The organism is Burkholderia multivorans ATCC BAA-247 (genome assembly GCF_000959525.1).
In the GTDB taxonomy this organism is placed as follows: Bacteria; Pseudomonadota; Gammaproteobacteria; order Burkholderiales; family Burkholderiaceae; genus Burkholderia; species Burkholderia multivorans.
In genome coordinates this window covers 2206195-2227190 of sequence record NZ_CP009832.1, presented here as the reverse complement: position 1 = coordinate 2227190, position 20996 = coordinate 2206195, and the positions used below count along the sequence as shown (strand labels likewise).

21 protein-coding genes are annotated in these 20996 nt (G+C 66.7%); 16 read left to right on the top strand and 5 right to left on the bottom strand.

The annotated features are described in order from the left end of the window. Positions 1 to 7 precede the first annotated feature (7 nt). From rseP to NP80_RS22665, 9 genes are all read left to right on the top strand, one after another. On the top strand, positions 8 to 1378 hold the full coding sequence (gene rseP, locus NP80_RS22705; RefSeq protein WP_006407704.1) for an RIP metalloprotease RseP: 1371 nt from the start codon (positions 8 to 10) through the stop codon (positions 1376 to 1378). A 61-nt stretch (positions 1379 to 1439) separates the two neighbouring features. After that, entirely contained in the window at positions 1440 to 3749 is a 2310-nt protein-coding gene (bamA, locus tag NP80_RS22700) for an outer membrane protein assembly factor BamA (protein ID WP_006402654.1), read from the top strand. Positions 3750 to 3813: 64 nt separating this feature from the next. After that, complete coding sequence (locus NP80_RS22695) at positions 3814 to 4311, top strand: OmpH/Skp family outer membrane protein (protein WP_006407703.1); 498 nt, start codon at positions 3814 to 3816, stop codon at positions 4309 to 4311. Positions 4312 to 4326: 15 nt separating this feature from the next. Continuing rightward, the gene (gene lpxD / locus NP80_RS22690; RefSeq protein ID WP_006407702.1) at positions 4327 to 5409 is read left to right on the top strand and encodes a UDP-3-O-(3-hydroxymyristoyl)glucosamine N-acyltransferase; all 1083 of its coding nucleotides are present in this window, start codon (positions 4327 to 4329) and stop codon (positions 5407 to 5409) included. 127 nt (positions 5410 to 5536) lie between these two features. Then, positions 5537 to 6004, top strand: a complete 468-nt coding sequence (gene fabZ / locus NP80_RS22685) for a 3-hydroxyacyl-ACP dehydratase FabZ (protein ID WP_006402657.1) — start codon at positions 5537 to 5539, stop codon at positions 6002 to 6004. 58 nt (positions 6005 to 6062) lie between these two features. Continuing rightward, positions 6063 to 6851 carry an acyl-ACP--UDP-N-acetylglucosamine O-acyltransferase gene (lpxA, locus tag NP80_RS22680; RefSeq protein WP_006407701.1) on the top strand — a complete coding sequence of 263 codons (789 nt, stop codon included), beginning with the start codon at positions 6063 to 6065 and terminating at the stop codon, positions 6849 to 6851. A 3-nt stretch (positions 6852 to 6854) separates the two neighbouring features. Beyond that, complete coding sequence (gene lpxB / locus NP80_RS22675) at positions 6855 to 8024, top strand: lipid-A-disaccharide synthase (RefSeq protein WP_006407700.1); 1170 nt, start codon at positions 6855 to 6857, stop codon at positions 8022 to 8024. After that, positions 8021 to 8653, top strand: coding sequence for a ribonuclease HII (rnhB, locus tag NP80_RS22670; protein WP_006402660.1), 633 nt, complete (start codon positions 8021 to 8023; stop codon positions 8651 to 8653). The genes lpxB and rnhB overlap by 4 nt, the downstream gene beginning before the upstream one ends. Beyond that, a complete protein-coding gene (locus NP80_RS22665) occupies positions 8650 to 9432 on the top strand; it encodes a TrmH family RNA methyltransferase (RefSeq protein ID WP_006407699.1) in 783 nt (260 codons plus the stop codon). Before rnhB ends, NP80_RS22665 begins: the two co-directional genes overlap by 4 nt. Before the next feature lie 94 nt (positions 9433 to 9526). Here the strand turns inward: NP80_RS22665 and ppsR are convergent, their stop codons facing one another. Beyond that, on the bottom strand, positions 9527 to 10342 hold the full coding sequence (ppsR, locus tag NP80_RS22660) for a posphoenolpyruvate synthetase regulatory kinase/phosphorylase PpsR (RefSeq protein ID WP_006402662.1): 816 nt from the start codon (positions 10340 to 10342) through the stop codon (positions 9527 to 9529). A gap of 373 nt (positions 10343 to 10715) precedes the next feature. On the opposite strand from ppsR, the gene ppsA reads away from it, so the two are divergent. The 3 genes from ppsA to NP80_RS22645 all read left to right on the top strand — a co-directional run bounded on the left by ppsA (position 10716) and on the right by NP80_RS22645 (position 14659). After that, positions 10716 to 13115: a phosphoenolpyruvate synthase gene (gene ppsA / locus NP80_RS22655; protein WP_006402663.1), complete on the top strand. Its 2400-nt coding sequence runs from the start codon at positions 10716 to 10718 to the stop codon at positions 13113 to 13115. 123 nt (positions 13116 to 13238) lie between these two features. Continuing rightward, positions 13239 to 13673, top strand: coding sequence for an NfeD family protein (locus NP80_RS22650; protein ID WP_006407698.1), 435 nt, complete (start codon positions 13239 to 13241; stop codon positions 13671 to 13673). Between the two features lie 38 nt (positions 13674 to 13711). Then, positions 13712 to 14659, top strand: a complete 948-nt coding sequence (locus NP80_RS22645) for an SPFH domain-containing protein (protein WP_006407697.1) — start codon at positions 13712 to 13714, stop codon at positions 14657 to 14659. Positions 14660 to 14737: 78 nt separating this feature from the next. Here the strand turns inward: NP80_RS22645 and smpB are convergent, their stop codons facing one another. Next, a complete protein-coding gene (gene smpB, locus NP80_RS22640) occupies positions 14738 to 15184 on the bottom strand; it encodes an SsrA-binding protein SmpB (RefSeq protein ID WP_006402666.1) in 447 nt (148 codons plus the stop codon). A 98-nt stretch (positions 15185 to 15282) separates the two neighbouring features. On the opposite strand from smpB, the gene NP80_RS22635 reads away from it, so the two are divergent. Together NP80_RS22635 and NP80_RS22630 are read left to right on the top strand one after the other, a co-directional pair. Continuing rightward, complete coding sequence (locus NP80_RS22635) at positions 15283 to 15720, top strand: type II toxin-antitoxin system RatA family toxin (protein WP_006402667.1); 438 nt, start codon at positions 15283 to 15285, stop codon at positions 15718 to 15720. A 4-nt stretch (positions 15721 to 15724) separates the two neighbouring features. Then, positions 15725 to 16048 carry an RnfH family protein gene (locus NP80_RS22630; RefSeq protein ID WP_006402668.1) on the top strand — a complete coding sequence of 108 codons (324 nt, stop codon included), beginning with the start codon at positions 15725 to 15727 and terminating at the stop codon, positions 16046 to 16048. 43 nt (positions 16049 to 16091) lie between these two features. Here NP80_RS22630 and NP80_RS22625 read toward each other — a convergent pair whose 3' ends face one another. From NP80_RS22625 to NP80_RS22615, 3 genes are all read right to left on the bottom strand, one after another. Further along, positions 16092 to 17075, bottom strand: coding sequence for a DMT family transporter (locus NP80_RS22625; RefSeq protein WP_006411595.1), 984 nt, complete (start codon positions 17073 to 17075; stop codon positions 16092 to 16094). 101 nt (positions 17076 to 17176) lie between these two features. Further along, positions 17177 to 17854 carry a Vgb family protein gene (locus tag NP80_RS22620; protein WP_035488272.1) on the bottom strand — a complete coding sequence of 226 codons (678 nt, stop codon included), beginning with the start codon at positions 17852 to 17854 and terminating at the stop codon, positions 17177 to 17179. Positions 17855 to 17914: 60 nt separating this feature from the next. Continuing rightward, complete coding sequence (locus tag NP80_RS22615) at positions 17915 to 19135, bottom strand: hypothetical protein (RefSeq protein ID WP_006407694.1); 1221 nt, start codon at positions 19133 to 19135, stop codon at positions 17915 to 17917. 111 nt (positions 19136 to 19246) lie between these two features. Between NP80_RS22615 and NP80_RS22610 the strand changes: the two genes are divergently transcribed. Both NP80_RS22610 and NP80_RS22605 read left to right on the top strand, forming a co-directional pair. Beyond that, positions 19247 to 20011, top strand: coding sequence for a DUF899 domain-containing protein (locus NP80_RS22610; protein WP_006407693.1), 765 nt, complete (start codon positions 19247 to 19249; stop codon positions 20009 to 20011). Next, positions 19998 to 20849 carry a DUF2182 domain-containing protein gene (locus tag NP80_RS22605; RefSeq protein ID WP_006407692.1) on the top strand — a complete coding sequence of 284 codons (852 nt, stop codon included), beginning with the start codon at positions 19998 to 20000 and terminating at the stop codon, positions 20847 to 20849. Before NP80_RS22610 ends, NP80_RS22605 begins: the two co-directional genes overlap by 14 nt. The last annotated feature ends 147 nt before the right edge of the window (positions 20850 to 20996 follow it).

Sequence of the window (20996 nt, the reverse complement as noted above, 5' to 3'; positions counted from 1 at the left end):
GGTGCTCATGAACGTGCTGGTCGAACTGATCGCGTTTGCGGTGGCGATCGGGGTGCTGGTCGTCGTGCATGAGTACGGTCATTACCGCGTCGCGCGCTGGTGCGGCGTGAAGGTGCTGCGGTTCTCGATCGGCTTCGGCCAGCCCGTCGCACGCTGGGTCAGCCGCCGCACGGGCACCGAATGGACGCTGTCCGCGCTGCCGCTCGGCGGCTACGTGAAGATGCTCGACGAGCGCGAGCCGGGGCCCGGCGTGAAGCCGGAAGAGCTCGGCCAGGCGTTCAACCGGCAGTCGGTCGGCAAGCGCATCGCGATCGTCGCGGCCGGTCCCATTGCCAACTTCCTGTTGGCGATCGTTCTGTTCTCCGCGGTTTTCGCCACCGGCGTGACCGAGCCGGCCGCGATCCTCGCGCCGCCGGCCGCGGGCACCGTGGCCGCGCGCGCCGGCTTCGACGGCAACGAGACGATCGTGTCGATGCGCGATGTGCAGGGCGGCGAGCCGGAGCCCGTGCGCTCGTGGTCGGACCTGCGCTGGAAGCTGCTGTCGGCCGCGTTCGATCGCCGCGAGGTCGTGCTCGCCGCACGCGACGGCGACGCGACGTTCGATTTCCGCGTCGACCTGCGTCACGTTCCCGAAAGCGAGCTCGACGACGATTTCATGATGCATCTCGGCTTCGAGACCGGCGGCGGCACCTTGTCGATTGCGTCGGTGCAGCCCGGCAGTGCGGCGCAGCAGGCGGGGCTGAAGGCCGGCGACAAGCTGCTCGCGATCGACGGCGCGCCGATCGGCGGCGCCGCGCGGTTCATCGATGCAGTGAAGCACGATGCGGGCAAGACGGTCGCGCTGCAGATCGAGCGCAACGGCGCCGTGCAGACCGTGCCGATCGTGCCGCAGCCGCAGCGCGACGAAGAAACCGGGCAGCAGATCGGCCGCATCGGCGCGGCGCTGTCGATGCACACGCCGAGCGTCGACGTGCGCTACGGGCCGATCGAAAGCGTGCGGCTCGGCGCGCACCGCACGTGGGACATCGCGGTGTATTCGCTGCGCATGTTCGGGCGGATGATCGTCGGCGACGCGTCGCTGAAGAACCTGTCGGGCCCGGTGACGATCGCCGACTACGCGGGCAAGAGCGCGCGGCTCGGCCCGTCGGCGTTCCTGTCGTTCCTCGCCCTTGTCAGCATTAGCCTCGGGGTGCTGAACTTGTTGCCGATTCCCGTTTTGGACGGGGGGCATCTGTTATATTATCTGGTTGAAGCCGCGACCGGGAAAGCCGTTTCGGAGCGCTGGCAACTGATTCTACAAAGAGCCGGGCTGATCTGCATCGTCGCACTGTCGGCGATCGCGCTGTTCAACGACCTGGCTCGGTTAATCCATTTCTGAAGCATCAGGCGGCCGCCGCAACGCAGCCGCCTGATTTGATGCAGCTACATATTGGGGATGCATGTTGTTCAAACCTCATCGCTTTGTACCTAAGACAGTTGCAGCGGCCGCGCTCGCCGCGCACGGCTTCGCGGCCCACGCAGCGGCACCGTTCGTGGTGCAAGACATCAAGATCGAGGGGCTGCAGCGCGTCGAACCGGGTTCCGTATTCGCATATCTGCCGATCAAGCAAGGCGACACGTTCACCGACGACAAGGCATCCGAAGCAATCCGCGCGCTCTACGCGACGGGCTTTTTCAACGACGTTCGCATCGCCACGCAGGGCAACGTCGTGATCGTGCAGGTGCAGGAGCGTCCGGCCATCGCGTCGATCGACTTCACCGGCACGAAGGAATTCGACAAGGACAACCTCACCAAGGCGCTGCGCGCAGTCGGTCTCGCCGACGGCCGCTACTACGACAAGGCGCTCGTCGACAAGGCCGAGCAGGAGCTCAAGCGCCAGTATCTGACGCGCGGCTTCTACGCGGCCGAAGTGAAGACGACGGTCACGCCGGTCGACGCGAACCGCGTGTCGATCCTGTTCGCGGTCGCCGAAGGGCCGAGCGCGAAGATCCGCCAGATCAACTTCATCGGCAACAAGGCGTTCAGCACGAGCACGCTGCGCGACGAGATGCAGCTGTCGACGCCGAACTGGTTCTCGTGGTACACGAAGAACGACCTGTACTCGAAGGAAAAGCTCACCGGCGACCTCGAAGCCGTGCGCTCGTACTACCTGAACCGCGGCTATCTCGAGTTCAACATCGAGTCGACGCAGGTGTCGATCTCGCCGGACAAGAAGGACATGTACCTGACGGTCACGCTGCACGAAGGCGAGCCGTACACGGTGTCGGGCATCAAGCTGTCGGGCAACCTGCTCGATCGCGAAGCCGAACTGAACAAGCTGATCAAGATCAAGCCGGGCGATCGTTTCTCGGCCGAGAAGCTGCAGCAGACGACGAAGGCGATCGTCGACAAGCTCGGCGAATACGGCTATGCGTTCGCGACCGTCAACGCACAGCCGGACATCGATCAGGCGAACCACAAGGTGAACCTGAACCTCGTCGTCGATCCGAGCCGCCGCGTGTACGTGCGCCGCATCAACGTGGTCGGCAACACGCGCACGCGCGACGAAGTCGTGCGTCGCGAAATGCGTCAGCTCGAAAGCTCGTGGTTCGATTCGAATCGCCTCGCGCTGTCGAAGGATCGCGTGAACCGTCTCGGCTACTTCACGAACGTCGACGTGACGACCGTGCCGGTCGAAGGCACGAACGACCAGGTCGACGTGAACGTGAAGGTCGACGAAAAGCCGACCGGCGCGATCACGCTGGGTGCCGGCTTCTCGTCGACGGACAAGGTCGTGCTGTCGGCCGGCGTGTCGCAGGACAACGTGTTCGGCTCGGGCACGAGCCTCGCGGTCAACGTGAACACCGCGAAGAGCTACCGTACGCTGACGGTCACGCAGGTCGATCCGTACTTCACGGTCGACGGGATCAAGCGGATCACCGACGTCTACTACCGCACGTACCAGCCGCTCTACTATTCGACGAACTCGAGCTTCCGGATCATCAGCGCCGGCGGCAACCTGAAGTTCGGCATTCCGTTCTCGGAAGTCGATACCGTGTACTTCGGCGCGGGCTTCGAGCAGAACCGCCTCGACATCGATTCGAACACGCCGCAGAGCTACCAGGATTACGTGAACCAGTTCGGCCGCGTGTCGAACACGGTGCCGCTGACGGTCGCGTGGTCGCGCGACGCGCGTGACAGCGCGCTGATCCCGAGCCGCGGCTACTTCACGCAGGCGAACATCGAATACGGCGTGCCGGTCGGCAAGATCCAGTACTACAAGGCGGACTTGCAGGCGCAGTACTACTATTCGTTCTCGCGCGGCTTCATCCTCGGGCTGAACCTGCAGGGCGGCTACGGTAACGGTATCGGCAACCCGTACCCGATCTTCAAGAACTACTACGCGGGCGGTATCGGCTCCGTGCGCGGCTACGAGCCGAGCTCGCTGGGCCCGCGCGACTCGAAGACGAACGACCCGATCGGCGGCTCGAAGATGGTCGTCGGCAACATCGAGCTGACGTTCCCGCTGCCGGGCACCGGCTACGACCGCACGCTGCGCGTGTTCACGTTCCTCGACGGCGGTAACGTGTGGGGCAACGCGCCGGGCGGCACGAGTACCGGCGCGAACGGCCTGCGCTACGGCTACGGTATCGGTCTCGCGTGGATCTCGCCGATCGGCCCGCTGAAGCTGAGCCTCGGCTTCCCGCTGCAGAAACACGAAGGCGACCAGTACCAGAAATTCCAGTTCCAGATCGGGACGGCGTTCTGATCGAACGCATGACAACAGCAACGAGAGGGTAATTTTGCTAACCGGTAAGTTTTCGAAACGAGTGATGTGCGCGTTGACCGTTGCGCTGGCGCTGGGCGCCGCGACGGCGCACGCACAGGACGTCGCCCGCATTGCGGCGGTCAATTCGGATCGGATCCTGCGCGAGTCGGCGCCCGCCAAGGCGGCGCAGACGAAGCTCGAAGCCGAGTTCGCGAAGCGCGACAAGGATCTGCAGGACATGGCGGCACGTCTGAAGTCGCTGTCCGACTCGCTCGACAGGAACGGCGCGTCGCTGTCGGCGGCCGATCGCGCGCAGAAGCAGCGCGATCTCGCCCAGCTCGACACCGACTTCCAGCGCAAGCAGCGCGAGTTCCGCGAAGACCTGAACCAGCGTCGCAACGAGGAGCTGGCCGCGGTGCTGGACAAGGCGAACAAGGTGATCAAGCAGATCGCCGAGCAGCAGAATTACGATCTGATCGTGCAGGAAGCCGTGTACGTCAGCCCGCGCATCGACATCACCGACAAGGTGCTCAAGGCACTCGCGTCCGGCTCGACGAACTGACGGAGCAGACGACGAATGGCATTGACGCTTGAGGAACTCGTAAAGCGGTTCGGCGGCGAGATCGCCGGCGACGCGCAATGCAAGGTCGCCAGCCTCGCGCCGCTCGACCAGGCCGGCCCCGGGCAGCTCGCGTTCCTCGCGAATCCGAAATACCTGTCGCAGGTCGAGACGACCGGCGCCGGCGCGGTGCTGATCGCGCCGAAGGATCTGAAAAAGCTGGGCGCGGCCGCGAGCGGCCGCAATTTCATTGTGACGCCGAATCCGTACGCGTATTTCGCGCGCGTCGCGCAGATGTTCATCGATCTCGCCGCGCCGCCGCGCGCGGCCGGCGTGCATCCGAGCGCGACGATCGATCCGGCCGCGCGCGTCGCCGACAGCGCGGTGATCGGCCCGCACGTGACGATCGAGGCGGGCGCCGTGATCGAAGATGGCGTGCAGCTCGACGCGAACGTGTTCGTCGGCCGCGGCACGACGATCGGCGCAGGCTCGCATCTGTACCCGAACGTCGCCGTCTATCACGGCTGCAAGATCGGTCCGCGTGCGATCGTGCACGCGGGCGCGGTGATCGGCTCCGACGGTTTCGGCTTCGCGCCGGACTTCGTCGGCGAAGGCGAGGCGCGCACGGGCACCTGGGTCAAGATTCCGCAGGTCGGCGGCGTGTCGATCGGCCCGGACGTCGAGATCGGCGCGAACACGACGATCGATCGCGGCGCGATGGCGGATACCGTCATCGAGGAATGCGTGAAGATCGACAACCAGGTCCAGATCGGCCACAACTGCCGGATCGGCGCGTATACGGTGATCGCAGGCTGCGCGGGCATCGCGGGCAGCACGACGATCGGGCGCCACTGCATGATCGGCGGCGCGGTCGGGATTGCCGGCCACGTGACGCTCGGCGACTACGTGATCGTCACCGCCAAATCGGGCGTGTCGAAGTCGCTGCCGAAGGCCGGCATCTATACGAGCGCGTTCCCGGCCGTCGATCACGGCGAATGGAACCGCAGCGCGGCGCTCGTGCGCAACCTCGACAAACTGCGCGATCGCATCAAGGCGCTCGAATCCGCGCTCGCCGCGCAGCGCGGCGACACGGACGCCTGACGCGCGATGCGACCGATGAACCGGGCACGGCCAGCGCATCCGGCCCGGTTCGCCAGACAGGGCCGCGTCGCGGTCCGTTTCAGCTTTTGCTTCACCACCGCGCAGCCTCTGCGTGAGACGAACCATCATGAGCACTGAAAAAATCAATCTCGACATCCACAAGATCCTCACGCTGCTGCCGCATCGCTATCCGATTCTGCTCGTCGACCGCGTGCTCGAACTCGAACCGCACAAAGGCATCAAAGCGCTGAAGAACGTGTCGATCAACGAGCCGTTCTTCCAGGGCCATTTCCCGAAGCGGCCGGTGATGCCGGGCGTGCTGATCCTCGAAGCGCTCGCGCAGGCCGCCGCGCTGCTGACGTTCTCCGAAGAGCAGCCGAAGGATCCGGAGAACACGCTGTACTACTTCGTCGGCATCGACGGCGCGCGCTTCAAGCGTGTCGTCGAACCGGGCGACCAGCTGATCCTGAACGTGACGTTCGAACGCTACATCCGCGGGATCTGGAAGTTCAAGGCAGTGGCCGAAGTGGACGGGAAGGTTGCCGCGGAAGCCGAGCTGATGTGCACGGTCAAGACGGCCGACGCGGCGCCCTGAGCGGCGCGGTACGCATCCGCAACGTAAAGCGACACATCATTTCGAGAGGCAACGGCGCATGACCAGGATTCATCCCACCGCGATCGTCGAACCGGGCGCGCAGATCGACGAGTCGGTCGAAATCGGCCCGTACGCGATCATCGGCCCGCACGTCACGATCGGCGCGCGCACGACGATCGGTTCGCACAGCGTGATCGAAGGTCACACGACGATCGGCGAGGACAACCGCATCGGCCATTACGCGTCGGTCGGCGGCCGTCCGCAGGACATGAAGTACAAGGACGAGCCGACGAAGCTCGTGATCGGCAACCGCAACACGATCCGCGAATTCACGACGATCCACACGGGCACCGTGCAGGACGCCGGCGTGACGACGCTCGGCGACGACAACTGGATCATGGCCTATGTGCATATCGGCCATGACTGCCGCGTCGGCAACCACGTGATCCTGTCGAGCAACGCGCAGATGGCGGGCCACGTCGAAATCGGCGACTGGGCGATCATCGGCGGGATGTCGGGCGTGCACCAGTTCGTGCGCATCGGCGCGCACGCGATGCTCGGCGGCGCGTCGGCGCTCGTGCAGGACGTGCCGCCGTTCGTGATCGCGGCCGGCAACAAGGCCGAGCCGCACGGCATCAACATCGAAGGGCTGCGCCGGCGCGGTTTCTCGCCGGACGCGATTTCGGCGCTGCGCAGCGCGTACCGGCTGTTGTACAAGAACGGCCTGTCGCTCGAAGAGGCGAAGACGCAGCTGCGCGAGCTCGCGCAGGCGGGCGGCGACGGCGATGCACCGGTCAATGCGCTCGTCGCGTTCATCGACGCGTCGCAGCGCGGCATCATCCGCTAAGCGATGCCGCTGCCGACCACTCAGCTCCGGCTCGCGATGGTGGCGGGCGAACCGTCCGGCGATCTGCTCGCGGCGTCGCTGCTAGGCGGATTGCGCGAGCGGCTGCCCGCGTCGACCCACTATTACGGGATCGGCGGCGCGCGGATGATCGCGCAGGGCTTCGACTCGCACTGGCAGATGGACAAGCTGACGGTGCGCGGCTATGTCGAGGCGCTCGGCCAGATCCCGGAGATCCTGCGCATCCGCGGCGAGTTGAAGCGCCAGCTGCTCGCGGAGCGGCCCGACGCGTTCATCGGCGTCGACGCGCCCGACTTCAACTTCAACGTCGAACAGGCGGCGCGCGACGCGGGCATTCCGTCGATCCACTTCGTGTGTCCGTCGATCTGGGCGTGGCGCGGCGGGCGGATCAAGAAGATCGCGAAGTCCGTCGACCACATGCTGTGCCTGTTCCCGTTCGAGCCGGCGATTCTCGACAAGGCGGGCGTCGCATCGACGTACGTCGGCCATCCGCTCGCCGACGAGATTCCGCTCGAACCCGACACGCACGGCGCGCGCATCGCGCTCGGCCTGCCGGCCGACGGCCCCGTGATCGCGGTGCTGCCCGGCAGCCGCCGCTCGGAGATCGCGCTGATCGGCCCGACCTTCTTCGCGGCGATGGCGCTGATGCAGCAGCGCGAGCCGGGCCTGCGCTTCGTGATGCCGGCGGCGACGCCCGCGCTGCGCGAGTTGCTGCAGCCGCTCGTCGACGCGCGTCCGCAGCTTGCGCTGACGATCACCGACGGCCGCTCGCAGGTCGCGATGACGGCCGCCGACGCGATTCTCGTGAAGAGCGGCACCGTCACGCTCGAAGCGGCGCTGCTGAAAAAGCCGATGGTGATCTCGTACAAGGTGCCCTGGCTGACGGGGCAGATCATGCGCCGGCAGGGCTATCTGCCGTACGTGGGGCTGCCGAACATTCTCGCCGGCCGCTTCGTCGTGCCCGAGCTGCTGCAGCATTTCGCGACGCCCGAGGCGCTCGCCGACGCGACGCTTACGCAGCTGCGCGACGACGCGAACCGCCGCACGCTGACCGAAGTGTTCACCGAGATGCACGTGTCGCTGCGGCAGAACACCGCCGCGAAGGCGGCCGAAGCCGTCGCGCGCGTGCTCGACCAGCGCAAGAGGCGCGCATGACGGCAGGCCGCATCACGTTCGCCGATATGCAGGCGGGCTTCGACTTCAACCGCCCGGACGAGATCGTCTGCGGCGTCGACGAAGCGGGGCGCGGGCCGCTTGCCGGGCCCGTCGTCGCGGCCGCGGTGATTCTCGATCCCGCCCGGCCGATCGACGGGCTCGACGATTCGAAGGTGTTGTCCGCGAAGAAGCGCGATGCGCTGTACGAGTTGATCGTGTCGAATGCGCGCGCGTATTGCGTCGCATCGGCCAGCGTCGACGAAATCGACTCGCTGAACATCCTGCATGCGACGATGCTCGCGATGAAGCGTGCGGTCGAAGGGCTGTCGGTGCTGCCGACGCTTGCACAGATCGACGGCAACCGCTGCCCCACGCTGTCCGTGCGCGCGGAGGCGATCGTCAGCGGCGATGCGCTCGTGCCGAGCATCTCGGCCGCATCGATCCTCGCGAAAGTCACGCGCGACCGCATGCTCGTCGATCTGCACGAACGTTTTCCCGTCTACGGTTTCAACGTGCACGCAGGCTACGGCACCCCGCAACATCTTGCCGCGCTGCGCGAGCACGGCCCGTGCGAAGCGCATCGGCGTTCGTTCGCGCCCGTGCGCGAAGCGCTCGATCTGATTCGATGAAAGCCATTACGTCAAGGGACAACCCGCTCTACAAGCGCCTGAAGGCGCTTGCGGGTTCGACACCCCATCAGCGCCGCAGCGGGCAGGCGCTGCTCGAAGGATTCCACCTCGCGAGCGCCTATCTCGATACGGGCGCGATACCCGAGCTGTGCGTCGCGACCGAAGGCGCGCTCGGCCATGCGGAAGCGCAGGCGATCGTTGCACGCATCGACGCGCAGCGCATCGTGACGCTGCCCGATGCGCTGTTCGGACAGCTGTCGAACGTCGTCAACGGCGTCGGCTTCCTGCTGCTCGTCGATCGTCCCTCGCCGCCGCTGCCGGCGCGCGTCGCCCATACGTCGGTCGTGCTCGACGGCGTGCAGGACGCCGGCAACGTCGGCTCGATCCTGCGCAGTGCGGCGGCGGCCGGCGTGCGGCACGTGTTCTGCGCGCCCGGCACCGCGTATGCGTGGTCGTCGAAGGTGCTGCGTGCCGGCATGGGCGCGCATTTCCTGCTGTCGATCCACGAGGATGTCGCGCCCGAGGCGCTCGCGGCGCGGCTCGACGTGCCGGTCGCGCTGACCGATTCGCACGGCGCGCAGGCGATCTACGACTGCGACCTGTCGCAACCGGTCGCGTGGGTGTTCGGCAACGAAGGCGCGGGCGTGTCGGCGTTCTGGCGCGACATCGCCGCTCATCGCGTGACGATTCCGCAGCCGGGCGGCATGGAGTCGCTGAACGTCGCGGCAGCTGCCGCGGTATGTCTGTTCGAGCAGGTCCGGCAGCAGCGTCGCGCGTGATCTCGCGCGCAGATCGCCGCGTCAGGGCGAGAACGAAAAAAGGCCGCGTCGAACGCGGCCTTTTTGCTTCCGGCGGGACGATCCGCCGCGACGATCAGTACGACTGCCGCTCGAGGCGGATTTCCTGCAGGATCGTCGTCGCGATTTCCTCGATCGACTTGTGCGTCGACGACAGCCACTTGATGCCTTCGCGCCGCATCATCGCTTCGGCCTCGTTGATCTCGTAGCGGCAGTTTTCGGGCGCCGCGTACTTGCTGCCCGGACGCCGCTCGTTGCGGATCTCCGACAGACGCTGCGGATCGATCGACAGCCCGAACAGCTTGTCGCGGTGGGGCGCCAGCGCCGACGGCAGTTTGCCGCGCTCGAAATCTTCCGGGATCAGCGGATAGTTCGCGGCCTTCACGCCGTACTGCATCGCGAGATAGAGGCTCGTCGGCGTCTTGCCGCTGCGCGACACGCCGACCAGGATCACGTCCGCTTCCGACAGGTTGCGGTTCGACTGGCCGTCGTCGTGCGCGAGCGAGAAGTTGATCGCCTCGATGCGCGTCTTGTATTCCTCGGTGTCCGCGTTCTGGTGGCCGCGGCCCATCGCGTGGCTCGACTTCAGCTGCAGTTCCTGCTCGAGCGGTTCGACGAAGCGCTGGAACATGTCGAGCACGAGCGCGTTCGAGCGCTTGACGATCTCGTTGGACTCGCTGTCGACGAGCGTCGTGAACACGATCGAGCGGCGGCCGTCGTGCACGGCGGCTTCGTTGATCTTCTCGACGGTCGCGTATGCCTTGTCGAGCGAATCGACGAACGGCACGCGCACGAGGCGGAACTTCTGGTCGAACTGGGAGAGGATCGAATGCGCGAAGGTTTCGGCAGTAATCCCCGTGCCGTCGGAGACGATGAAAACGGTAGGCAGCATGAATCTGGACGTCGAACGTGAAGGGCGGTTGCGCGGGCGGCTCGAGGCCGCCCTCCAGACGCAGTGACAAGGTCGTGCCACATCCTGCAGCCGGCACGGTAGAATAGCGGCAACCTGTTGGATAAGCAATTGCGGGGGCGGGGCGCGTACGATGCCCGAGGCTTGCCGCGAGCGATTCGAAACTCCCGGCAAGTTCGGCGATTCATCTGCAAAATTCGCCTTTCTGCCGGGATTTTTGTAATCGGGTCGGAAGCTTTCGCGTCTGCGATTGTTTATCTAACAGGTTGCGCAAGACGCGCCGCGCCTTTTTGCAAGCGCCCGCGTTCAAGCCCACTTGCGCGATCGAGCATTTTTTTCACACTTAGGGGCTTGTATGACTAACGCAGCAAACGTCGCAAAGGACCAGGCGTATGTAATTCCGTTCGAGCAGTTGCGGATGACCGATGTGGAGATCGTGGGCGGCAAGAATGCGTCGCTCGGCGAGATGATCAGCCAGCTTGCCGAGGCAGGCGTGCGCGTTCCCACCGGTTTCGCCACGACCGCGCTCGCATTCCGCGATTTCCTCAAGCACAACGACCTCACCGACCGCATCGCGAAGCGTCTCGAGTCGCTCGACATCGACGACGTGAAGGCGCTCGCCGAAGCCGGCGCCGAAATCCGCAAGTGGATCGTCGACGCGCCGCTGCAGCCGCGCCTCGAGCAGGAAATCCGCGCGCAGTTCGAAGTGCTGCAAAGCGGCTCGCCGGGCGAGCTGTCGTTCGCCGTGCGCTCGTCCGCCACGGCCGAAGATCTGCCCGACGCCTCGTTTGCCGGTCAGCAGGAGTCGTATCTGAACGTCGTCGGCATCGAGGACGTGCTCGACCGCATGAAGCATGTGTTCGCGTCGCTGTACAACGACCGCGCGATCTCGTATCGCGTGCACAAGGGCTTCACGCATGCCGAAGTCGCGCTGTCGGCCGGCGTGCAGCGCATGGTCCGTTCGGACGTCGGCGCGGCCGGCGTGATGTTCACGATCGACACCGAGTCGGGCTTCAAGGACGCCGTGTTCATCACGTCGAGCTACGGTCTCGGCGAAACGGTCGTGCAGGGCGCCGTGAACCCGGACGAGTTCTACGTGTTCAAGACTACGCTCGCGCAGGACAAGTACCCGATCATCCGCCGCTCGATCGGCTCGAAGCTGATCAAGATGGAATTCACGCAGCCGGGCGAGCCGGGCCGCGTGAAGACGGTCGACGTGCCGCACGAGCAGCGCAACCGCTACTCGATCACCGACGACGACGTGATCGAGCTCGCGAAGTACGCGGTCATCATCGAGAAGCACTACCAGCGTCCGATGGACATCGAGTGGGGCAAGGACGGCCGCGACGGCAAGATCTTCATCCTGCAGGCGCGTCCGGAGACGGTGAAGAGCCAGGCGAGCGGCAAGGCCGAGCAGCGCTTCAAGCTGAAGGGCCAGTCGCAGGTGCTCGCGACCGGCCGTGCAATCGGCCAGAAGATCGGTGCGGGCCCCGTGCGCGTGATCCAGGATCCGTCGGAAATGGAACGCGTGCAGCCGGGCGACGTGCTCGTCGCCGACATGACCGATCCGAACTGGGAGCCGGTGATGAAGCGCGCGTCGGCGATCGTCACGAACCGTGGCGGGCGTACCTGCCACGCGGCGATCATCGCGCGTGAGCTCGGCGTGCCGGCCGTGGTCGGCTGCGGCGACGCGACGGACGTGCTGAAGGACGGCGCGCTCGTCACCGTATCGTGCGCGGAAGGCGACGAAGGCAAGATCTACGACGGGCTGCTCGAGACGGAAGTCACCGAAGTGCAGCGCGGCGAACTGCCGGAAATTCCGGTGAAGATCATGATGAACGTCGGCAATCCGCAGCTCGCGTTCGACTTCTCGCAGCTGCCGAACGCCGGCGTCGGCCTCGCGCGTCTCGAGTTCATCATCAACAACAACATCGGCGTGCACCCGAAGGCGATCCTCGAGTATCCGAACGTCGATCAGGATCTGAAGAAGGCCGTCGAGAGCGTCGCGCGCGGTCATGCGTCGCCGCGTGCGTTCTACGTCGACAAGCTGACCGAAGGCGTCGCGACGATTGCCGCGGCGTTCTATCCGAAGCCCGTGATCGTGCGTCTGTCCGACTTCAAGTCGAACGAGTACAAGAAGCTGATCGGCGGTTCGCGCTACGAGCCGGACGAGGAAAACCCGATGCTGGGCTTCCGCGGCGCGTCGCGCTACATCGCCGACGACTTCGCGCAGGCGTTCGAGATGGAGTGCCGTGCGCTCAAGCGCGTGCGCGACGAGATGGGCCTGACCAACGTCGAGATCATGGTGCCGTTCGTGCGCACCGTGAAGCAGGCGGAACGCGTCGTCGGCCTGCTCGAGAAGTTCGGCCTGAAGCGCGGCGAGAACGGGCTGCGCCTCGTGATGATGTGCGAGGTGCCGACCAACGCGATTCTCGCGGAAGAGTTCCTGCAGTACTTCGACGGGTTCTCGATCGGCTCGAACGACCTCACGCAGCTCACGCTCGGCCTCGATCGCGATTCGGGCATGGAGCTGCTGGCCGTCGATTTCGACGAGCGCGATCCGGCGGTCAAGTTCCTGCTGAAGCGCGCGATCGATACGTGCCGCAAGATGGGCAAGTACGTCGGCATCTGCGGTCAGGGCCCGTCCGATCATCCGGATTTCGCGCAGTGGCTGACCGACGAAGGCATCGTGTCGATCTCGCTGAACCCGGACACGATCATCGATACCTGGCAGGCGCTCGCGAACCGGAAATAACGGTCGATCGCGTCGCTTCGACGAAAGGGCGGCTCGGCCGCACTTTCGTTGAAGGCAAAATGCAAGGTTCATGCTATAAACACCCCGGTAGATCCGGGGTGTTTTCGTTTGCAGGAGACCGCAATGATGTCGGCGCAGTTGTTCTGGTGGGTCGGAGTCGGCGTGCTCGTCGTGGCCGAGCTGCTGACGGGGACGTTCTATCTGCTGATGATCGCGCTCGGCTTCGTTGCCGGCGGACTGCTGCAGCTCGCCGGCTTCGCGCCGCACGTGCAGATCGGCGCGGCCGCCGCCATCGCGCTCGTCGCGATGATCGCGCTGCGCCGCTCGGGGCTCGGGCGCAAGCAGAAGCGCGATACGTCGACGAATCCCGACGTCAACCTCGATATCGGCGCGACCGTCACGGTCGGCGCGTGGCATGACGGCCGCGCGCGCGTCCAGTATCGCGGTGCCGAGTGGGACGTCGAGCTGGCGGCCGGCGAGCGCGACGATGCGCGCGTCTATCAGGTCAGCGCCGTGCGCGGCAACTGCCTCGTGGTCGTCGCGAAACCTGCGGGCTGATCGTCCGTGCCCGTGCATACAACAAGGAGGAAATGTCGATGGATTCGCTGATCATCTGGGTCGTACTGCTCGTCATCGCGATCGTGATCGTATCGAAGACGGTGAAGATCGTGCCGCAGCAGCACGCGTGGGTGCTCGAGCGCTTCGGCCGCTATCACGCGACGCTGTCGCCGGGGCTGAACATCGTGCTGCCGTTCGTCGACCGTATCGCGTACCGGCACGTGCTGAAGGAGATTCCGCTCGACGTGCCGAGCCAGGTCTGCATCACGCGCGACAACACGCAGCTGCAGGTCGACGGCGTGCTGTATTTCCAGGTCACCGATCCGATGAAGGCGTCGTACGGGTCGAGCAACTTCGTGCTCGCGATCACGCAGCTCGCGCAGACGACGCTGCGCTCGGTAGTCGGCAAGCTCGAGCTCGACAAGACGTTCGAGGAGCGCGACTTCATCAATCACAGTATCGTGTCCGCGCTCGACGAGGCCGCCGCGAACTGGGGCGTTAAGGTGCTGCGCTACGAGATCAAGGACCTGACGCCGCCGAAGGAAATCCTGCACGCGATGCAGGCGCAGATCACCGCGGAGCGCGAGAAGCGCGCGCTGATCGCCGCGTCCGAAGGGCGCAAGCAGGAGCAGATCAACCTCGCGTCGGGTGCGCGCGAGGCGGCGATCCAGAAGTCCGAAGGCGAGCGGCAGGCCGCGATCAATCAGGCGCAGGGCGAAGCGGCCGCGATTCTCGCGGTCGCCGAAGCGAATGCGCAGGCGATTCAGAAGATTGCGAGCGCGATCCAGTCGCAAGGCGGGATGGATGCGGTGAATCTGAAGGTCGCCGAGCAGTACGTCGGCGCGTTTTCGAATCTCGCGAAGCAGGGCAATACGCTGATCGTGCCGTCCAATCTGTCCGATCTCGGCACGGCGATCGCGTCCGCACTGACGATCGTCAAGCGCGCGACGCCGGCCGCGGCCGACCTGCCGCGCGGCAACGGCTGACGCGCACGAATCGTCGAGTCGACCAAAACATACGGCCCGCTCGAAGCGGGCCGTATCGTTTCAGGCAATGCGCGTGCGTCAGGCGCCGGCCCGCATGATGCGTGCCTTCTCGCGTTCCCAGTCGCGCTTCTTCTCGGTTTCGCGCTTGTCGTGCAACTTCTTGCCTTTCGCGAGCGCGATGTCGCACTTCACGCGGCCGCCCTTGTAGTGGAAGTTCAGCGGCACGAGCGTGTAGCCGCGCTGCTCGACCTTGCCGATCAGCTTCTTGATCTCGTCACGGTGCAGCAGCAGCTTGCGCGTGCGCACGGGATCGGGCTTGATGTGCGTCGAGGCTTCGGGCAGCGGGCTGATATGCGTGCCGATCAGGAAGATCTCGGCGTTCTTGATCACGACGTAGCCTTCCTTGATTTGCCCGCGCCCGGCGCGCAGCGCCTTGACTTCCCAGCCCTCGAGCACGAGCCCCGCCTCATAGCGTTCCTCGATGTGGTAATCGAAGTGCGCTTTCCTGTTGTCGATGATGCTCATGAAAGGATCGGGCCAACTCGTTTAAAATCACGATTTTAGCAAAGCGGGGCGCGGATCGCCCGGCTTGCTCTCCCACCTTCAGCGATGCCGCGCGATTTATGGCAGATGTCCAGAAAACCGTATTGATCCGTCATTCGGCGGAACAGATGTTCGACCTCGTCACCGACGTGGCCGACTACCCCAATTTCCTGCCCTGGTGCGGCGGTGTCGAGATTCGCCGTCAGGACGAGAGCGGAATGGAGGCGCGCATCGACATCAACTTCAAGGGCATCAAGCAGCACTTCGCGACGCGCAATACGCAGCAGCGTCCGACGCGGATCGACATGGACTTCGCGGACGGCCCGTTCAAGAAGTTCACGGGCTCGTGGCGCTTCACCGCGCTGCGCGCAGATGCGTGCAAGATCGAATTCTCGCTGCACTACGAGTTCTCGAGCATCCTGCTCGAAAAGATCATCGGTCCGGTGTTCAACCATATCGCGAACACGTTCGTCGATTCGTTCGTGAAGCGCGCGGACCAGCGCTACGGTAAAGGGTGAGGCGATGCTGTCGATCGAAGTCTGCTATGCGCTGCCCGACCGTCAGACGCTGATTCCGGTGTCGCTGCCCGAAGGCGCGACCGTGCGCGCGGCGATCGAGGCGAGCGGCGTGCTCGCGCTGCATCCCGAAATCGATCTCGCGCATGCGAAAACCGGCATCTACGGCAAACTCGCGTCGCTCGACGCGCCGCTCGCCGATCACGATCGCGTCGAGATCTATCGGCCGCTGATCGTCGATCCGAAGATCGCGCGCCAGCGGCGCGTCGACAAGGCGCGCCGCGACGGCTCCGTCGAAGGGCGCAAGTGGATGCACAAGGACGCGCGCTGAGCCGCGTGCGTTTGTTTCATTCGTCCGATTGAAGCGGCCGCGCTCAGTGCGCGGCGGCGTTCGGATCGATCGCGGCGCGCGTCGGCGTGTTGCCGTTACCGTCCGCATCGCCGTGCCGCCGCACCGAACCGTACACGCCGGCGAGCAGCAGCGCGAGCGCCGCGATTTCGAGCACGCGCGGCATGCGCTGATCGAAGATGAACGCGTAGAGCATCGCGAACACCGTCTCGAACACGATCAACTGGCCCGACAGCGTGAGCGGCAGCCGCTTCGACGCCGCGTTCCAGAGCCCGTTGCCGAGCCACGACGCGCCGATCGCGAGGCCGAGGTTCAGCAGCCAGAACAGGTGCCAGCGCGACGCGGGCAGCGCAGCCTGTACGGTGCCGGCCGGCAGCGCGACGATCACGGCCCAGCCGAGCGCGCCGATCGCACCGGTCACGACGCCCCACAGCACCGACCATTCGTTGCCGTCGAAACGATGATGGCGCTGCAGATAGCGCGTGTTGGCGACCGCATACCAGGTCCAGCTCGCGAGCGCGCCGGCCGCGCAGGCGATGCCGGCAAGCTTTTGCGCAAGCGTCGTCGCATGCGCGGCTTCCGACGTGAACAGATCGACGTTGATGCAGGCGATGCCGGCGACGACGAGCGCGAGCGGTGCGGCAAGCCGCCGCAGCGGCACCGCGCCGCGGTCGCCGAGCCCTGCGAGCGTGACGGTGACGGGCAGCACGCCGACGATCAGCGAGCTCGGCGCGATGCCGATCAAATGCACGGCCGCGGACAGCAACATGTAGTACGCGACGTTGCCGACGAGCGCGAGCTTTGCGAGCGCGATCAGGTCGCCGCGTGTGAGCCGTGCGAGCAGCGAGCGCGCGGCCGGCAACGCGGCGGCCACCGACACGAGCCCGTACATCGCGTAGCGGCCGACACTCAGCAGCAGCGGCGAGAAGTCGGTCAGCAAACGCGGAACGAGAAAGACCATGCCCCACATGGCGCCCGCGAGGACGCCGTACACCACACCGCGCTGCATTCACTGCTCCCGACGAATCACTGACGAGCGCGCATGGTAGCCGCGCTCGTGCGGCCGCGTCTTGTCCATTCCTGCACTCGCGGCGCGGTGCGCGATTCGCGTCAGTCGTCGGTGGATTCGCGTTGCGCGTCGTCCGGCGGCGCTGTTCGCGCCGGGCGACGTACGACGCGCAGCTTGCCGCTGTTGCCGCCGCCGCAGAAAAAGCGCTCGCCGCCGTCCGATTCGAGTCCCGATACGCCGACGCCGTCGGGCAGGTCGAGTTGCTCGAGCACGCGGCCTGACTCAGGATCGATGCGTCGCAGCTCGCTGCGGTCGGCTTCCCACGTACCGTGCCACAGCTCGCCGTCGACCCAGGTGACGCCGGTCACGAAGCGGTTCGACTCGATCGTGCGCAGCACGGCGCCCGACTGCGGATCGACCTGATGAATCTTGCGTTCGCGGTACTGGCCGACCCACAGCGTGCCTTCGGCCCACGCGAGACCCGAATCGCCGCCGCCGCCCGGCGCGGGCAGCGTCGCGAGCACGCGGCCCGATTCGGGGTCGATCTTCTCGATGCGGTCTTCGACGATCTGGAACAGATGACGGCCGTCGAACGCGGTGCCCGCATGCGCGGCGACGTCGATCGTGCGAACCGTCGTGCCGCGCTCCGGATCGAGCGCGTTGAGTTTGTCGCCGGACGCGAACCAGATCCGCTGTCCGTCGAACGTGACGCCGTGCACGCCGTCGACGCCCGGAAACGGGCCGTATTCGCGAAGAATGTCTGCTTTCGATCGTGTCATCGTGATCACCTTGTCGTTCGGTCGGCCGGTCGCCGGGGCGGTTCGTCATGCAAGTCGATCCTAGTCGCCCGCGACCGGCATCGGGAGTAACAACGTCGTCGCGAATCCCGGCAGCGGCGGCGTGGTCCAGCGGCGCGCGCGGCCGCGCCCGAACGCGTGCGCCTTGCCTGCTTCCGCGAGTGCGTCGAGCGCGCGCTGCACGGTGCGCTGGCTCGCGCCGAGCGCGAGCGCGAGGGCGGAGCTCGACCATGCTTCGCCGTCGGCGAGCAGCGCGAGCACGTCGGCATGGCGGTCGTCGACCGGGCGCGCGAGCACGGCGACGTCGCGCGTGCCGAGCGGTTCGAGCGCGAATCCGCGCGGCGTCGCGGTGACGTTCGCAAGCGGGCGCAGCAGCGCGCGCAGCCGGCCGATTTCGACGCGCAGCCGCGCGCGATGCGTGTCGTCAGGATGCCGTGTGCGAAACGCGGCGGCGATCAGCGCGTCGCGCGGCACGTCGGCCGGCCACGCTTCGCCGAGCACACGCGCGAGCACGAACAGCACCGGGCGGCGCGCGAGCGGCACCGTCGTGCGCGGATCGCGCACCGTGTATCGGCACGCGTCGACGACGAGCGCGTTGGACGCGAACAGCGCCTCGACGTCGTCGAGTCCCACGGCGCGCGACGTGTGCTGCGCGACGAGCCGCGCGGCAGGCGCGGCCAGCATTCGGCCGGCGGCGTCGATCTCGGCGGTCAGTGCGGCGATGCCGGCAGCCAGCGCGGCCTCGCGTGCGCGTGCGAGCGCCGCACGTGCCGCGTGGGCGCGCACGCGGCGCATCGCGATGCCGGCCGCGATCAGTTCGTGCGCCGCGCGCGACGCGGCCGGCAGCGGCGTCGGATCGAGCGTCGCGAGCCGGCGTTCGGCTTCGTCGACGCGGCCGATCAGCAGCAGGCGCCGCACGCCGACATGGCGCGCGAGTGCGGCATTGGCGCGATCGCCGTGCGCGTCGAGCGTCGTGCATGCGGCGTCGAGCGCGCGCGACGGCCATCCGAGGTCGCGCGCCGCGAGCGCGATTTCCGCTTCCGCGACGACGCAACGCGCACGCGCGACGACTTCCCGGGCGCCGAATGCGCGGGTCGCCGCGCGCACCAGCGCACGCGCACGCTCGAAGTCGCCGAGCTGCGCGAGCGCGATGCCGCGCAATGCGAGCGCCGGCGCATCGTCGCGCAGCGCGACGCGGTTCAGCGCGCCGAGCGCGTCACCGCCCGCGAGCGCGCGTGCGGCCGCGGTAATCAGCGAATCCATCGGAATCCCGACACACTTGTCACTCCCTCCGGCGATGCGACGGCTCCTAATCTAGCACCACGCACACGGCCGCCGGCCGTGCCCGATACCGATCGACAGGAGGAAGCTACGATGACGACCCATCTCACCGGAACGCGCGACGAATGGCTGGCCGCGCGCCGTGCGCTGCTCGACGCCGAAAAGGCGCTGACGCGGCAAAGCGACGAACTCGCGCGGCGGCGTGCGGCGCTGCCGTGGGTGCGCGTCGACAAGACCTACCGGTTCGACACCGAGGACGGCCCGGCGACGCTTGCGGACCTGTTTCGCGGCCGCTCGCAACTGCTCGTCTACCACTTCATGTTCGGCCCCGACTACAAGGCAGGCTGTCCGTCGTGCTCGGCGCTCGCCGACGGTTTCGACGGATTCGTCGTCCACCTCGCGCATCACGACGTGACGCTGACGGCCGTCTCGCGTGCGCCGCTCGAGAAGCTGCTCGGCTATCGGCGGCGAATGGGATGGACGTTTCCGTGGGCGTCGTCGGCGGACAGCGATTTCAACTTCGACTTCAACGTGTCGTTCACCGAGGCGCAGCAGCGCACGGGCGACGTCGACTACAACTATGCGCGCGGCACGCACGCGATGGACATGGATCCGCCGCCTGCGCCGGTCGCGCAGTTCGCGGCAACCTGCGGCACCGATGCGCGGACCTACGCGCGCGACCGGCCGGGGATGAGCGCGTTCGTGCGCGAGGACGATGCGATTTATCACACGTATTCGACGTACGCGCGCGGGCTCGACGCGCTGTGGGGCATGTACGCGTGGCTCGATCGTGCGCCGCTCGGACGCAACGAAACCGGCATATGGTGGCGCCGGCACGACGAGTATGCGCAGCGCTGAGCGCGCGGCGTCGCCGACCGACGACGAGCCCGCGATGAACGCGCGCGCGACAGGCCGCGAGCGGCAAGCATTCGGCGCGGTGCTGGCTGCCGTATCGGCAACGGCCGTGGCCGTGCTGCTGAACCGGCACGCGTCGATGGACGCGATGGGCGGCGGCATCGCGGCGGGCGGCTGGCTTGCGCCGGCCGCGTGGGGCCATCCGTGCGGATGGCGCGCGGACCGTGCGCTCGCCGCGTTCGCCGGAATGTGGGGCACGATGGTCGTCGCGATGATGCTGCCGGTGCTCGCGCCTGCGCTGTGGCATTACCGGCAGCTGATCGGCGCGCACGTGCCCGGGCCTGCGCATCGGACGGCGCGCGTCGCGATCGCGGGCGGTGCGTATTTCTCGGTATGGATGGCGATCGGCGTGCTCGTCTGGATGGCGGGCGACGTGCTTGCAGCGGCGGCGCTGCGGCTGTCGGCGCTCGCGTATGCGCTGCCGTTTGCGAGCGGCGCGACGGTCTTCGCGGCGGGCACGCTGCAGTTGACCGGCTGGAAGCGCCATCGCCTCGATTGTTGCCGCAACGAGCCGGCCGGCGCGTCGGCACCGCGTGCCGACGCCGCCGATGCGTGGCGGCACGGCATGCGTATCGCGCTGCACTGCGCCGCCTGCTGCGGCAATCTGATGACCGCGGCGCTGGCGGCCGGCGCGATGGACCTGCGCGTGATGGCGGTCGCGACTGCGGCGATCGCGGCCGAGCGGCTGCTGCCGCACGGGCATCGCGTGGCACGGATCGTCGGCGCGGCGATGCTCGTGGGCGGGGTCGCGATGCTCGCGAGTGCAGCCGGCGCGATATAGAGGGGGAGGACATTGGCACGCGTCCGGACGCGACTCGACCGGCGCGCGGCCGGCACGCCGGTCCGCCGATGCGGACCGGGCCGTCCGATTGCGCGAACGGGGCGATGCGGGGCCGAAACGAAAGGCGATCGAAAACGAAGCGAACGG